This is a genomic window from Corynebacterium minutissimum (assembly GCF_000805675.1).
Lineage (GTDB): Bacteria > Actinomycetota > Actinomycetes > Mycobacteriales > Mycobacteriaceae > Corynebacterium > Corynebacterium minutissimum.
In genome coordinates, this window is the sequence record NZ_JSEF01000005.1 from 92,727 (window position 1) to 107,400 (window position 14,674).

The 14,674-nt window shown below is 60.3% G+C and carries 14 protein-coding genes; 10 read left to right on the forward strand and 4 right to left on the reverse strand.

Annotated elements, in window-relative coordinates; genetic code table 11:
* Positions 1 to 47: 47 nt before the first annotated feature.
* Complete coding sequence (locus tag NX84_RS02625) at positions 48 to 965, forward strand: hypothetical protein (RefSeq protein ID WP_039673469.1); 918 nt, start codon at positions 48 to 50, stop codon at positions 963 to 965.
* 2 nt (positions 966 to 967) lie between these two features.
* Here the strand turns inward: NX84_RS02625 and NX84_RS02630 are convergent, their stop codons facing one another.
* Both NX84_RS02630 and NX84_RS02635 read right to left on the reverse strand, forming a co-directional pair.
* Complete coding sequence (locus tag NX84_RS02630) at positions 968 to 2,701, reverse strand: long-chain-fatty-acid--CoA ligase (RefSeq protein WP_039673471.1); 1,734 nt, start codon at positions 2,699 to 2,701, stop codon at positions 968 to 970.
* A gap of 463 nt (positions 2,702 to 3,164) precedes the next feature.
* Positions 3,165 to 4,877 (reverse strand): long-chain-fatty-acid--CoA ligase, encoded by a 1,713-nt coding sequence (locus NX84_RS02635; RefSeq protein ID WP_039673473.1) that lies wholly within the window; start codon positions 4,875 to 4,877, stop codon positions 3,165 to 3,167.
* 76 nt (positions 4,878 to 4,953) lie between these two features.
* Here NX84_RS02635 and mshA point away from each other — a divergent pair, with 76 nt between their 5' ends.
* From mshA to NX84_RS02655, 4 genes are all read left to right on the forward strand, one after another.
* Positions 4,954 to 6,219 (forward strand): D-inositol-3-phosphate glycosyltransferase, encoded by a 1,266-nt coding sequence (gene mshA, locus NX84_RS02640; RefSeq protein WP_039673475.1) that lies wholly within the window; start codon positions 4,954 to 4,956, stop codon positions 6,217 to 6,219.
* A gap of 43 nt (positions 6,220 to 6,262) precedes the next feature.
* Positions 6,263 to 7,012 carry a phosphoglyceromutase gene (locus NX84_RS02645; RefSeq protein ID WP_039673629.1) on the forward strand — a complete coding sequence of 250 codons (750 nt, stop codon included), beginning with the start codon at positions 6,263 to 6,265 and terminating at the stop codon, positions 7,010 to 7,012.
* A gap of 76 nt (positions 7,013 to 7,088) precedes the next feature.
* On the forward strand, positions 7,089 to 8,348 hold the full coding sequence (locus tag NX84_RS02650; protein WP_174519879.1) for a sensor histidine kinase: 1,260 nt from the start codon (positions 7,089 to 7,091) through the stop codon (positions 8,346 to 8,348).
* Positions 8,345 to 9,043 (forward strand): response regulator transcription factor, encoded by a 699-nt coding sequence (locus NX84_RS02655; RefSeq protein WP_039673479.1) that lies wholly within the window; start codon positions 8,345 to 8,347, stop codon positions 9,041 to 9,043. Before NX84_RS02650 ends, NX84_RS02655 begins: the two co-directional genes overlap by 4 nt.
* On the opposite strand, the gene NX84_RS02660 is transcribed toward NX84_RS02655, so the two are convergent.
* Positions 9,040 to 9,921: a DUF3109 family protein gene (locus tag NX84_RS02660; RefSeq protein WP_039673481.1), complete on the reverse strand. Its 882-nt coding sequence runs from the start codon at positions 9,919 to 9,921 to the stop codon at positions 9,040 to 9,042. The genes NX84_RS02655 and NX84_RS02660 overlap by 4 nt on opposite strands.
* Positions 9,922 to 9,954: 33 nt before the next feature.
* Between NX84_RS02660 and NX84_RS02665 the strand changes: the two genes are divergently transcribed.
* From NX84_RS02665 to NX84_RS12470, 5 genes are all read left to right on the forward strand, one after another.
* A complete protein-coding gene (locus NX84_RS02665) occupies positions 9,955 to 10,884 on the forward strand; it encodes a Ppx/GppA family phosphatase (RefSeq protein WP_082013887.1) in 930 nt (309 codons plus the stop codon).
* 9 nt (positions 10,885 to 10,893) lie between these two features.
* Entirely contained in the window at positions 10,894 to 11,676 is a 783-nt protein-coding gene (locus NX84_RS02670; protein WP_039673485.1) for a hypothetical protein, read from the forward strand.
* A 32-nt stretch (positions 11,677 to 11,708) separates the two neighbouring features.
* Positions 11,709 to 12,500 (forward strand): pyrroline-5-carboxylate reductase, encoded by a 792-nt coding sequence (proC, locus tag NX84_RS02675; RefSeq protein WP_039673630.1) that lies wholly within the window; start codon positions 11,709 to 11,711, stop codon positions 12,498 to 12,500.
* A 200-nt stretch (positions 12,501 to 12,700) separates the two neighbouring features.
* Entirely contained in the window at positions 12,701 to 12,889 is a 189-nt protein-coding gene (locus tag NX84_RS02680) for a helix-turn-helix domain-containing protein (RefSeq protein ID WP_010189818.1), read from the forward strand.
* 239 nt (positions 12,890 to 13,128) lie between these two features.
* On the forward strand, positions 13,129 to 13,230 hold the full coding sequence (locus tag NX84_RS12470; protein WP_003855542.1) for a 30S ribosomal protein bS22: 102 nt from the start codon (positions 13,129 to 13,131) through the stop codon (positions 13,228 to 13,230).
* A gap of 162 nt (positions 13,231 to 13,392) precedes the next feature.
* On the opposite strand, the gene NX84_RS02685 is transcribed toward NX84_RS12470, so the two are convergent.
* The gene (locus NX84_RS02685; protein ID WP_039673489.1) at positions 13,393 to 14,640 is read right to left on the reverse strand and encodes an HNH endonuclease signature motif containing protein; all 1,248 of its coding nucleotides are present in this window, start codon (positions 14,638 to 14,640) and stop codon (positions 13,393 to 13,395) included.
* Between the last annotated feature and the right edge of the window lie 34 nt (positions 14,641 to 14,674).

Below are 14,674 nucleotides of genomic sequence, written 5' to 3' on the forward strand. Positions count from 1 at the left end.
CAGTTAAAACCCCAGCAGCACTCAGCACTAGGCGCGTAAAGAAGGCCATGGAGAGGCTGGCCGGCTCGCTAGAAAAGGACTCCATAGGCCTGCCTACCATCCGGATCCCGGGTGGCCGCATGAGTATTGGTGTCAACGACGAGTTGGGAGGCCTCTCCATTCTTGGCTATTGGGGTGGCTCGGTGTGCTTCGATCCAGACCGGCAGCCCTTGCGTATGGACGTCAACGACTTTAACGGTGGAGGTATCTCCGGCAATCTCGTCGCCGAGCCCTGTGGAAGCTCCATAGCTCACTCACATCTGCGCGTTTATGCACCGCCTTACCTGCCGTCGACAGCAACGAATTCGCAGCTCAAGAGCATCATTTCTGGATACGCGAAGTCCCTCTCGGCGGTCTTTGCGCGCTTCGATGAGCATTTTCCGGAGGAACCCTCCGAACCCATGCACGGTGCAGGGCTCAAACCCGTGTCTCCACACTATTTCAGTGAGGTGTACGAGGTATCAGCAGTCGGCATGTGGCGCGTGCACCAACGCGCAACGCGCCTCGTCTCGATGGAGCACCCAGTTCACGTTGTGAACCACGGCAACGGCACGGTGGGCATCACGATTGAAGACCACACGATTACGGTGCAGGCGGCATGCGACGGCTCTGACGATATCGAACTAAGCCTCGTGACCCCGTCAGGCAGGTGCCTCTGTGACCTTGATGCCCTCGTGCGCTGGGCGGAATTCAAGAATGATGTCCAGTATGCGTACTCCGCGCGCATTGAGACTGTGCGTCGGGGTACCGACGAGGATTTGTTCCTCGTCACCACGGCCCGCATCCCCACTGGCTGGGGCTACACGGACGCGCAGCTGGATCACCAGTTGAGCACTCTGGTGAGCCAGCTGATCTGGGCCGGGGAGGAATTCTACTCAACGTTCAACCCTAGCCGCTTCATGAGCTATGCCGAACGTGCTGCCTAAGCCTAGGCGTGCTCTTTGATGAGCTCTAAGAGTTCCTTCTGTACCTCGCGGCGGCGGACCTTGCCCAGCTGGTCCGACGCGAGGTGCTCGAAGTGGTAGAACCTGCGCGGAACCTTGTAGCGGGTAAGGCGCTCGCGGCAGTAGTCCTTGAGGCCTTCGGGGTCGAGCACGGCGCCGTCGTTAAGCACAATGCATCCCACGACGTCCTCAGAACCGTCGTCACGGGGTAGGCCCACGACGGCCACGTTGGTTACGTCTGGGTGCTGGCGAATGACGTCTTCGACCTCCGCCGGGTAGATGTTGAAGCCGCCGGTAATGATCATCTCCTTGATGCGGGAAACAATCTTGATGAAGCCATCTGACTCCATAATTGCCATGTCACCCGTGCGGTACCAGCCATTGTGGAAGGCGTTCTCGGTGGCCTCCGGCATGTTGAAATAGCCCTTGAATACCTGGGGGCCGCGCACGAGGAGCTCGCCCGCGGTGCCGTCCGGCTGGGTCTCGTCGAGGTTATCTGGGTTGCCGATGCGCACCTCGGTATCCGGGAAAGGAATGCCGATGTACCCGGGGCGGCGGTTCTTGTTCAGTGGGTTCACCGTGACGATGGGGGAGGTCTCCGTCAGGCCATAGCCCTCTACCAGAAGTCCACCGGTAAGGGCCTCCCATTCCTCGACGATTTCCGGCGGCAAGGCGGCTGCTCCGGAAAGGCTGTTTTCAATTCCGTGCAGGTCAATGCCTTGTTCCTTGGCTGCTTCCATGACCTTGGCGTAGATCGTGGGCACGCCCGGCATCCAGGTGGGGCGGCGCTTCTTCATGATGTCCAGCAGGAGCGGAATCTTGGGAGCCGGCGTCAGGACGAGCTCGCCACCGATGTGCACGCCGAGCGCCGCGATAAGGGTAAGGCCGTACACGTGGAAGAGGGGCAGGGCCGCGAGCATTCGTTCGGCTTTATCTCCCAGTTCCGGAACCCAGGACTCCGCCATCTTCATGTTGCAGTACAGGTTGGAGTGGGTCAGCTCCGCGCCCTTCGGGGTTCCCGTGGTTCCGGAGGTGTAGAGAATGAGTGCAGTGTCGTTATGGTCGACCTTCGCGTCTTTCAGCTTATGACCGTGTCCGCCGATGGCACGGCCAGTGAGGACACTCCACGGCACGGTATTGGGGGCCGGGACGGAGAGTTCTTCGCGCTTGTCCTTAATGAAGGGGATAGGCAGGCGTAGGAGCGCTTGCTTGCGGCGCGGCATCGCTTCAATCATGTTGACCGTGACGATGGTCTCCAGCGGGGTAGAGTCACGCAGTTTCTCGAACGTTGGGCTCGCCTTGTCCCAGACCACCGCCACGCGCGCGGCATGGTCGTTGAAGAGTGGCTCCAGCTCTGGGGTGGTGTAGAGCGGGTTGTGCTCCACGACGGTCGCTCCCAGCTTCAGGATGGCGTAGAACACCGCCACGTGCTGAGGGCAATTGGGAAGGGCGACTGCTACGCGGTCACCGGGGCGGATTCCGAAGGCCTTTAATCCTGCGGCGGCGGCGCGCACGTGGGTATCGAGCTCGCGGTACGTCATCTGGCTGCCAAAGAACCAGGTGGCTGGCCTATCGCCGTAGGCCTCGACGGTTTCTTGGTAGGAGTCCAAGAGGGTCTTGTCGCCGTAGTCCAAGTGGGGTTTGGTCCATTCGGGGTAGTACTGCAGCCATGCCTTGGTCTCGTAGGCAGAGGGCGCTTTCGCAGGGGCTTCGGTCATGAGCGAGAACTCCTTAGGTGGTCAAATATGTTATGTGTGGAACAGTATAACTAATTTGTGACCGACGTCTCGCAAAACTTTGCAAAGTTACTACTCGTAACGAAAGGAGCTGCGCCGAGAGCCGTTGACACGGTTGAATAGTCGCTCAAGCTGTGGGGCCTTCTTGCCCGTCGTGCGGGGAGGAATAGAGGCTGGACGGTGGCAAGGCGCCTAATCCAGCGAGATGAAGGGGAAAGCTTAGGGGCTCATCCAAGAGGAGCTGGGCCGCAGTGAGTCCGTCTGCCCGCGCACGACACGTTGGTTCATACTTATCCCCCCGGAATGTGTGAACTTCAATGTAGCACCGATGAGTCCCAGGTGCGCGACAACCGCCGTAACTCTAAAAAGTTTGGAAGATTCGAGCCTTTTCGGCGCGACTTTTCAGAGTTAGGGCGGTCTTAGGAGTTAGGGCGGTTGAAACCAGTTACTTCTCAGCCTTGAGCCGCTTGAGCAGATCCTCCTGCACCTCGCGGCGGCGAATCTTGCCCAGCTGATCCGTGGCGAGCTGCTCGAAGTGATAGAAGGTGCGCGGAACCTTGTAGCGCGTCAGACGCTCGCGGCAGTAGTCCTTCAGGCCCTCCGGATCCATGGCGGCGCCGTCGGCCAAAATGACACAAGCCACGACGTCTTCCGAGCCATCCGAGCGCGGGCGACCCACGACCGCTGCTTCGTCGACGTCTGGGTGGGAGGTCAGAACCTCTTCGACCTCGCCAGGGTAGACGTTGAAGCCGCCGGTAATGATGATTTCCTTGATGCGGCTGACCAAGCGAATGAAGCCGTCTTCTTCCATGACACCCATATCGCCGGTGCGGAACCAGTCACCGTGGAAAGCATTCTGGGTGGCTTCCTCATCGTCGAAGTAGCGTTTGAATACCTGTGGGCCGCGGGCGAGTACCTCGCCTTCTTCGCCATCCGGCATGGTCTCATCGAGGTTGTCCGGGTTGGCGATGCGAATTTCGGTATCAGGGAAGGGGATACCCACGTAGCCGGGGCGGCGGTCGGAGCTCATGGGGTTACCCACGATGATGGGCGAGCACTCAGTGAGGCCATAACCTTCGACCAGCATGCCGCCGGTGTACTTCTCCCACTTCTCCACGGTGTTGACCGGCAGGGTGGATGCGCCGGAGAACGCCGCGCGGACGCCATCGAGGGACACGCCGTCTTCTTCTGCCTTGGCCACGATGCGCTCGTAGAGAGTCGGCACGCCCGGAATCCAGGTGGGGGTGTGCTTCTTCATGAGATCCATGATGAGCGGCATCTGCGGGCTGGGCAGGAGAACCAATTCACTAGCGATGAGGGGTGCCAAGGTGGCATTCATGGTGAGGCCATAGGCGTGGAAGAACGGCAGGGCAGCCAACATGCGCTCCGGGGAATCGCCCAAGCCAGGTACCCAGTGCTTACCCATGAGCAGGTTGGAGAAAAGGTTGCCGTGTGTAAGCTCCGCGCCCTTAGGTTTACCCGTCGTACCTGAGGTGTAGAGGATAATGGCGGTGGTGTCCTTGGTGACTTCCTCCGGCGAGAGGACATCGGAACCATCGCCGCCGATGGCATTGCCCACGAGGGACTCCCACGGCACCGTATTAGGTGCAGGGGCGGTGAGCTGATCGCGCTTGGACTTCAGCGGTGGAATCGGCAGGCGCAGGGCTAGGCGCTGCGGAGTGGGCATGGCGTTCACCATGTTGATGGACACGACAGTTTCCAGGTTCGTCGTGGCGCGCAGCTTTTCCAAGGTGGAGGCCGTCTTATCCCACGCGATGGCGATACGTGCGCCGTGGTTCTGGAACAGGCCCTCGAGCTCGTGGGCGGTGTACAGCGGGTTGTGGAGAACCGCGATAGCGCCCAACTTCAGCACGGCCCAGAAGGACGCGATGAACTGCGGGCAATTCGGAGCCACGATGGCGACGCGGTCGCCCGGGCGAACGCCGAAGGCGCGCAGACCAGCAGCTGCGCGGCGCACCTGCTTGTCCAGCTCGGCATACGTTTGCGTGCGGCCGAAGAAATAGGTTGCGGACTTGTCGGGGTGCAGGGCGAGGTTGTTGTCGTAGACGTCGAGAAGCGTGGTGTCCCCATATTCCAAGCTGTGCGGGGTCCATTCTGGATAGTGCTGGAGCCACGCCTTGGACTCGAATGCCGACATCTCTACACCTTTCGGTCACGTCTCTGAAGTTGGGAGCCAGTATAACGTGGCTCCTTTCCAGATACACTGGGTGACTATGCGCATCGCGATGATCTCCATGCATACTTCACCCCTTGAGCAGCCCGGTTCCGGTGATGCCGGAGGCATGAATGTGTACGTGCTCAATACCGCCCGCCAGCTTGCGCGCCTAGGCGTCACCGTGGATGTTTTTACTCGCGCCACGCGTCCGAGTCAGGGGGAAGTGGTGGACGTCGAGGAGCGCCTGCGCGTCATCAATATCGTTGCCGGCCCGTACGAGGGCTTGAGCAAGGAGGAGCTGCCTACGCAGCTCGCGGCGTTTACCGGCGGCATTTTTAACTTTGCGCGGTGCTTCGATGTGGATTATGACGTTATCCATTCCCATTATTGGCTGTCTGGGCAGGTGGGCTGGCTGCTGCGAGACTTGTGGGACGTACCTTTGGTGCACACGGCACACACCTTGGCCGCGGTTAAGAACGTGCACCGCACGCTTGATGACACTCCAGAGACCGAAGCACGCCGCATCTGTGAGCAGCAGCTGGTGGACAACGCCGACATCCTCGTGGTCAACACTGCGCAGGAGACGCGCGACTTGGTGGAGCACTACGATGCGTCACCAGAAAATATCGTTGTTGTCTCACCCGGCGCAGATACGGAACTCTTCACCCCGGGCACTGACCGCATGACGGAGCGCGCTCGCCGCCAGCTGGGTATTCCGCTGCACACGAAGGTCGTGGCCTTTGTTGGCCGACTGCAGAAGTTCAAGGGTCCTGAGGTCCTTATTCGCGCAACGGCGGAGCTGATGAAGCGCGATCCGGATCGCCGCCTGCGCGTGGTCATCTGTGGCGGTGCCTCCGGTGCGAATTCCTCCCCAGACACCTATCACAACTTGGCCCGTGAGCTGGGCGTGGAACGCGTTGTGCGCTTCCTCAGCCCGCGCCCGTCTCAAGAGCTGGTGGCTATTTATCAGGCGGCGGATATTGTGGCGGTGCCGAGCTATAACGAGTCGTTCGGCCTTGTGGCCATGGAGGCGCAAGCATCGGGCACGCCCGTTGTCGCCGCGGCCGTCGGCGGTCTGCCCATTGCCGTGGCGGACGGGGATACGGGATTGCTCGTGCACTCTCACGGGGCGGAGGACTGGGCGGATGCCTTGGAGCAGTTGCTTGACGACGACCCCCGCCGCATCGCCATGGGCGAAGCCGCCGTCGATCACGCCCAGCAGTTCAGTTGGGCAGCCGCAGCAACGCAGCTCGAAAACATCTACGCCGACGCCATGAGTATCGAAATTCCGGATTGTCATGCGCGCCGGGCAATCGGATATTAAAACCACCTGACGCGCTGCCGAAAAACGTGGCATGCTGGTGTTTATGAGTAACGGAAAGCTGATTCTTCTTCGACACGGACAGTCCGAATGGAACGAGTCCAACCAATTTACCGGTTGGGTAGACGTCAACCTCACCGCCAAGGGTGAGGGCGAGGCCAAGCGCGGCGGCGAGCTACTCAAGGAGCAGGGCATCCTGCCGGAGGTTGTGTACACCTCCCTTTTGCGCCGTGCTATCCGCACCGCCAACATTGCCCTCAACGCGGCTGACCGCCACTGGATCCCAGTCGTGCGTGACTGGCGCCTCAACGAGCGTCACTACGGCGCGCTGCAGGGCCTCAACAAGGCTGAGACCAAGGACAAGTACGGCGAGGAGCAGTTCATGGCATGGCGCCGCTCCTACGGCACCCCGCCGCCGGAGCTCGAGGATGGCGCTGAGTACTCCCAGGCTGGAGACCCACGCTACGCCAACCTGGATCAGGTTCCGCGTACCGAGTGCCTGAAGGACGTTGTCGAGCGCTTCGTTCCTTACTTCGAGGAGGAGATCCTCCCGCGCGCCAAGAAGGGCGAGACCGTTCTCATTGCTGCACACGGTAACTCTCTGCGTGCGCTGGTCAAGCACCTGGATCAGATTTCCGATGAGGAGATTGCTGGCCTCAACATTCCGACGGGCATCCCGCTGGTTTACGAAATCACCGAGGATGGCTCCGTGGTGAACCCGGGTGGCACCTACCTCGACCCGGAGGCAGCCGCTGCTGGCGCCGCTGCCGTTGCTGCACAGGGCGCCAAGAAGTAACTCCGCCCTCGCGCACTGCGCACAATCCCCAGGGAGTCTATACTCCTTGGGGATTTCTTTTGAGGTGTGAATCATCGTGGAACTTGTACTCGCTTTCCTGGCTGGTGTGGTGGCCTGCGGCCTTGCCATACCGGTGCTCACGCGTGTCCGCGAACGATTGGAGCGCCGCCGCGACCGCGACGCTGACTCCAACCACGTCACCAGCATGAGCCAGGTTCTCCACTTGGCGGTGGGCGGATCGCCGTCCGGTATGACGGTGCTCTCGCGCACTAAAGAAGTCATCTTTTCCAACCCGGCAGCACACGAGATGTCGATGGTCCACGATCGCGCCGTGAACCCGGATATTTGGTCCGTGGCGCAGGAGGTCTTCGAGGATAAGGAGACCCGCACCCTGGATTTGTCCATCCCCAAGCGCCGCACCGGCAACCGCGTCACCCAGGTGCGTGCGGTGGTCAAACCGCTGACGCTTAACGACGATCGCTTCATCATCGTCTACGGCACCGATGAATCCGAATCTGTCCGTATGGAATCCGCTCGCCGCGACTTTGTGGCTAACGTGTCCCACGAGCTCAAGACGCCCGTCGGCGGCATCGCATTGCTGGCAGAGGCCCTCCTGCAAGACACCGGGGACCCCGAACACGTGGAGTACTTCGGTAGCAAGGTTCAGAAGGAAGCTGCCCGAATGGCGGACATGGTCAACGAGCTCCTCTCTTTGTCCAAGCTGCAGGGCGCGGAAGCCCTCCCAGAGATGGAGCCGGTTGATCTTGATGAGATCGTCGACGAGGCCATGACGCGCAACCAGCTGGCTGCCGACGCACACAATAACCAGCTCACCCGCGGCGAATCCGTCGGTGTGCAGGTGATGGGCGATAAATCCCTGTTGGTTACCGCTATCTCAAACCTCATTTCCAATGCTATCCACTACTCACCAGATGAGATGCCGGTGTCAGTTACTCAAAAGGTGGTCAGTGGAAACGTTGTCCTTGTCCGCGTCACCGATCGTGGCATCGGTATCGCCCCGGAAGACCAAGAGCGCGTGTTTGAGCGCTTCTTCCGCGTGGATAAGGCGCGCTCCCGCCAAACCGGTGGAACCGGACTGGGCCTGGCCATTGTCAAACACGTCGTGGCCAACCACGGCGGCAATATCAAGCTGTGGTCCCGGCCGGGAACTGGCTCGACGTTCACAATCGAGCTCCCTATCTACACCGAAGAAAAGCCAGCGGATACTGTAGATAATAAGGATAATAAAGAAGACGGGGCCGTCAGCTCCGCCGCTCCTGGCCTGCAGCGTGCAGTCGCGCGCGTAGCCGCTCGTCGAAAGGATAAATCGCAATGACCACCATCCTCATCGTCGAAGATGAAGAGTCGCTTGCAGATCCCCTTGCATTCCTCCTTCGCAAAGAAGGTTTCGATGTTCTCTTAGCCCCCGACGGGCCCAGCGCCTTGGAACAGTTCGCGGCCAACACCGTAGACATCGTCTTGCTGGATCTGATGCTGCCAGGCATGTCTGGCACGGACGTCTGCAAGCAGCTGCGCGCTACCTCCTCTGTGCCGGTCATTATGGTCACCGCGCGTGACTCGGAAATCGATAAGGTGGTTGGCCTTGAGCTCGGTGCCGACGATTACGTGACCAAGCCGTATTCCTCCCGCGAGCTCATTGCCCGCATCCGCGCGGTGCTGCGCCGTGGCCACGAGGTGTCCTCGGAGGGCGGCGAAGAGGAGCCGCACAACCAGATTCTGGAAGGCGGCCGCGTGCGCATGGACGTGGAACGCCACACCGTGCTAGTTGCCGGACAACCGGTCTCGATGCCTCTCAAAGAGTTCGATCTCCTCGAGTACCTCCTGCGCAACGCTGGCCGCGTGCTTACTCGCGGCCAGCTCATTGACCGCATTTGGGGCGCAGATTACGTCGGTGACACCAAGACGCTCGACGTCCACGTCAAGCGCCTCCGCTCCAAGATCGAGTCGGAACCTTCCCACCCGAAGCACCTTGTCACCGTGCGCGGCTTGGGCTACAAGTTCGAGGCCTAAGCGCGAGGATCCGCCGGGTGGCGCGGAAACTCCACCCCAGAGCGTGCCCGCGCTTCGCAGTGGCGGGCCAGGATCTCATAGCAGTCTTCGCCTAACAGTGCGATGAGCTCAGTTTTTTGAGACTTCCACAGCGGTTCCTGTGCCGTGTGGCAGGACGGGGATGCTGAGCACCACCAATCGAAATCTTCGCCACCATTGCCCCATCCACGGCGGTCATACTCACCGATAGTGGTGCGCAGAATCTCCTCGCCATCAGGACGCTCCTCATAATCCTCGTGGCGGCGAATTGGCACCTGCCAGCACACCTCAGGTTTGACTACGGTGAGCTCCTCACCCGCGTCGAGCGCCCACTGATGGATGGCGCAGCCAGGGCCCGTGGGCCAGCCTTCGCGGTTGGCGAAGATGCAGGCGCCGTCGACAAGCGGCGTCTTCAACGCTGGCTCCGGCTCGCCATCGTCACCGTCGAGCTCATCCCATTCCAACCACGGCTCCAGTTCTTCGGGCTGACCGTTCTTGAGATATTCGTCGACGTCTGCGGGGCGGTGCTGCCAGAAACGTGCGGGCATGCGCGCCACGGCGTCGGCAAGCTGGTCGCGGTCGATTTCATCGGCCATGTAGGCGCCATGTACACAGCACCCAACGTCGCGCTGTTGCTTATCGATGCCAAGGCACCTCTCGGTCCCAAATTGACACTCATAATGCGACTCGAGCCACGTGAGATCGATCGAGTAGACATGCAAGGGGTCCTCGGGATCGGTGAACTCAAACCACTCTCGTGGGAAGTCAGGGGCCTTTTCGCGGCCTGCAAGGATGGACGTGGCGGCGGAGGAGGAGGTGGGAAAACCCAGGTAAACCTCGTTTGATTTCGGGCGATTCACACCTACCCACGGTAGACCTACTACTGTGGGGGTGTGCGATTAGGTGTATTAGACGTCGGAAGTAATACCGTCCACCTTGTTGCGGTCGATGCCGCAACTGGTGGCCGGCCCACCCCGATGAGCGATTGGAAGACGCCCCTGCGTCTAGTGGAACAGCTCGACAAAAAGGGCAACATCCACGAGAAGGGCTTGAAAAAGCTCATCTCTGCCGTGGGTGAAGCCAAGGAGCTGAGCCAGAAGCTGGGGTGCGATGAGCTCATGGCTTTTGCCACCTCTGCGGTGCGTTCAGCCGCGAACTCGGCTGAGGTTCTCGATGAAGTGGAAAAGAACACCGGCGTCCGCCTAGAAATCCTGTCTGGTGAAGAAGAAGCCCGCCTAACCTTCTTGGCAGTGCGCCGCTGGTATGGCTGGTCCGCGGGTCGCATTACCAACCTTGACATTGGCGGTGGCTCCCTCGAGCTGTCCACCGGTACCGACGAGCACCCAGAGCTGGCTTTCTCCCTCGACCTTGGTGCTGGCCGTCTGACTCACAATTGGTTCGACACCGATCCGCCGGAAAAATCCAAGGTGAATCTCCTCCGTGACTATATTGATGCGGAGTTGGTCAGCGTTGCTGATCAGATGCGCGCCCTAGGCCCCTCCGGCTTGGGTGTCGGAACCTCAAAAACCTTCCGTACGCTGGCCCGACTTACCGGTGCTGCACCGTCCTCGGCGGGTCCATACGTGAAGCGCACCCTCACCGCACCGGGTCTGCGTCAGCTCATTTCTTTCATCTCTCGCATGACTGCAGCTGACAGGGCAGACCTTGAGGGTGTAAGTTCTACCCGATCGCACCAAATCGTCGCGGGTGCTCTTGTAGCCGAGGCGAGCATGCGTGCCCTGGGAATCGAGAAGCTGGAGATCTGCCCCTGGGCTCTCCGTGAAGGTGTCATTTTGCGCCGTACCGATAAGGGACTGGAATAGGAAAGAAACGTGGCTGACGAGAAACAGTTGACAGTTGCGGAGCTGCTGGCCCGCAACCAGAAGGATCGCTCCGGTGGAGAGAAGAGTTCGCGCCGCCGTCGCCGCAGCCTTGAGGAAGGCGGCATCTCCGTTGCGGAGCTGACCGGCAACCTCGAGAAGGTGAAGGCAACCCCGGCCGAAGCGAAGCACTCCAACGTCTCCATCGATGAGACTGCGCCAGTCATTCCCGCTCCGCAGAAGGACGCTGAGAAGACTGAATCCAAGCAGCAGACTGAGTCCGAGCCGAAGACTGAACCCGAGCCACAGGCAGATGCCGTACGCGTGGAGCGGCCGGACAAGACCGATTCTGAGCCCAAGCGTTCCCAGCCCTCCAACGAGGACACCCGCGTCATTCAGCGCGTCAAGGACACGCCTGAGAAGAAGTCTGAGGACAAGGTCGAAGAAAAGGTTGAGGACGAAACCACGACCACGGGCGAACTCGAAGCCGTCGACCATGACGTCGAAGAATACGACGAGTATGACGAGGACTACGAGGAGGAGAAGCTCAACCCCTTCGCCGTCGTCTTGCTCGCCCTCGTGGGCATCGTGCTGGGCGCCATCGTATTCAAGGGCTTTGAAATCCTCTGGGACCGATTCGACCGCCTCGTTGTCGTGGTGCTCGGCGTTGTTGTCACCGGCGTCATCGTCGGTATCGTTCACGCTCTGCGCACCAGCCGCGATGGCTTGTCCATGTTCCTCGCGGCCGTGGCGGGCCTCGTGCTTACCTTCGGCCCGCTTCTCGTTGTGATGTAGCCGTGACCCAGGGTTTCTGGCACCCTGGGATCATGACTAAAATTGCAGTACTTGGTGGAGGACAAATCGGCGAAGCCTTGGTTTCCGGGCTGGTGAGCGCAGGCTACGACGCTGAGGACATCGTGGTGACCAACCGTCGTTCAGAGCGCGGCGAGGAACTGCACGGCGCCTATGGAGTGACCGTCACCAGTGATAACGCGCAAGCCATCGAAGGTGCCGAGTACATCTTCGCGTGCGTGAAACCCTATGCCATCGTCGAGTTGCTCGACGGTCTCGATATTTCCCAGGACGCCGTCGTGGTGTCCATGGCTGCGGGTTTGACCCTCGACACTCTCGAGAAGGCCGCTGGCGACGGCGTGTCGGTCGTCCGCGTGATGCCCAACACCCCCATGCTCGTCGGCAAGGGCATGTGCACGTGTGCGGGCGGTCAGCACGTGAGTGAAGAGCAGCTCGGGGGCGTCGTCAAGCTGCTGGAAGCTGTCGGTGAGGTCGCTGTCATCGACGAGAAGCACATCGATGCCGCGACTGCCTTGGCTGGCTCCGCGCCTGCCTACTATTTCCTTGTCACAGAGGCGCTTATCGACGCCGGCGTACAGCTCGGCCTTACCCGTGACGTCGCCGAAAAGCTGGCCACCCGCACCGCCCAGGGCGCAGGCACCATGATGACGGAATCTGGCAAGGATCCCGTTGCCCTTCGAGCGGGGGTGACCTCTCCGGGGGGAACCACTGCGGCGGCCCTCCGAGAGCTTGAGGAGTCCGGTATTCGGGGTGCTTTCTTCCGTGCGGCGGAGGCATGTGCCCAGCGTGCGCAGGAGCTAGGCTAGATTTCTCCTCCTTCCATGAGAATGGTGTGACGATTGTTGTGCGGCGAGTTTCTGGGGAACAACGGTGCGAATGTGGAAAAAATTGGCACTTGGGTCGCATTAGTCACAGGTTTCACGCTAAGCTTGCAGGAGCGCGTGCGTGATAGTCCTGTGGGAGGGGAAGCCTACAGCGCGTCACGTGCTGAAGGGTTAAATAAACTATGACGAATGAAGATAAGGGAACTTTCCTGACCATCGCCGAAGTTGCGGAGATCATGCGTGTCTCCAAGATGACGGTGTACAGGTTGGTTCACGCAGGTGACATGCCGGCAGTGCGCGTGGGACGTTCGTTCCGCGTTCATGAATCCGCCGTCAAGGAATACCTTGAGGCATCCGTGTACGGAGCCTAGCGTTCATCTCTCTCTGACAGCGCCCACCCCTGTGGATTCCTACGGTCCATGGCGGTGGGCGCTGCCCTTAGTTTTGGTGCTGGGAACGGCGCTAGGTAAGATGGTGGGCATTCGTGTCGGCATTGGTACGCCTGTGTCTCCCCGTTTGCGGGGCCGCATCGAGTGCACCGTGCGGTTTCATTCCAGGCGTCGCCGGCCGGTTTACGTACGTACTGATACCGAAAGTGAGGAAACCTGTTATGGGTTCTGTCATCAAGAAGCGCCGCAAGCGCATGTCCAAGAAGAAGCACCGCAAGATGCTGCGCCGCACCCGCGTTCAGCGTCGCAAGCTGGGCAAGTAAAGCGTGGCCTACAGCTCCCCGCATAATCCTTTGTGATTGTGACGGGGAGTTTCTGCTATCTGGGCTTCTCGTCGTCTCAGACGACGGAGAGGTCATAGTATGAGATCCTTTCTGTAGTGGCTCCCGTGTGGTGGGTATCGTCGAGTCAGACGACGGCGAGGTTTAGAACGGGATATCCTCTGGGGGAGTGCTGGGCGCCTGGGCTTCCGCAGCAGCCTTGGCGGCTGCCTCGGCGTCTAGTTCCTTCTTCAGTGCCTGGGCCTGCTCGTGGGCGCGCTGACGGATGGCAGTGATCTTCTGGGCTACGGTTTGGGCCCAGCGCTTGGTCTTCTTCGCCAGTGGGCCGGTGGGCTCCGTCATGGCCCAGGTACCATCCTCGAAGAGCCATACGATATCCCCGGTGATGGGGTCCATGATGTAATGCGCGCGACCATCGGTCTTCATGTTGTGATGGTGCTGGCAGAGCGAGGCGAGATTGCTCGGGTGGGTCGGGCCGCCGTCGGCGTAGTTGACGCGGTGGTCCATCTGGCACAGGTGGGCCGGCCGATTGCAGCCAAGAGCGCGGCACGTGCCGTCGCGCCCCTCGACGTATTTTCGGATGAGCTCCGAGGCAACATAGCTATCCGAGGCTTCCGGCTCCGCGGACAGGTCACGAGTGCGGGTCGTAGGCATCTCTTGAGACGTCCAGCCATAGCCCTGTACGAGCGTCGGTGCGTTCTCGATATCGGTGGCCTGATACGTGTGCAAAATGACGGTCGACGGTGGTGTGATGCTGCCGGCGATGAGCTTCTTTAGGGCATCAGCTGTGGAGACCCCGTTCTCTTTCGCGGCTTCCTTGATGTATTTGTCCAGGATGATGCCCGTGGTGCTATCCGTGTTGAGCTCCAGGTTGGCGCGCTCACCATTGTCAGTCATGGTGTAGGAATCCTTCTTCCGTGTATCGCGGAAAGAAATCGTTTTATCGATGCTTTTGCAAATATCGCGCACTTTGCGGCCAATCTGTGGAGGCGTAGGAAAAGTCTGGTTGGGGGCGGTGGGGATGAAGTAGTCGGCCAAGGAGGCGTCGATAAGCGCGAGCGTCTCCGGGGGTATTTCACCCAGCTTGGTCAAGGTGCAGTCGATGGCGATGAGGGCTCGCATATCGAGCAAGAAGAGGTCTTCTTGCATCGCTTTGACCTGCGGAAGCCCATTAAGCCGGTGCACGGCGAGGCAACATTCGGTGATGGTGTGTGGGCCGAGCCCGAGCTTGGCGACGAGCCTCTGACACGCCACATCGAAATCCTCATCGAGCGGAGGCATGGCAGCTTTCCAGGAGCGATAATCGGCGCGGCGCGCAGCACTGCGCTCCATAGCGAGGGCGCAGTCAGGGTTCATGTGGGAAAAGTAGGCGGTAGGAGTAGTGGTTGTCACGGTGAATTCTCCGGATTCTTGAGGGTAGAGGCTT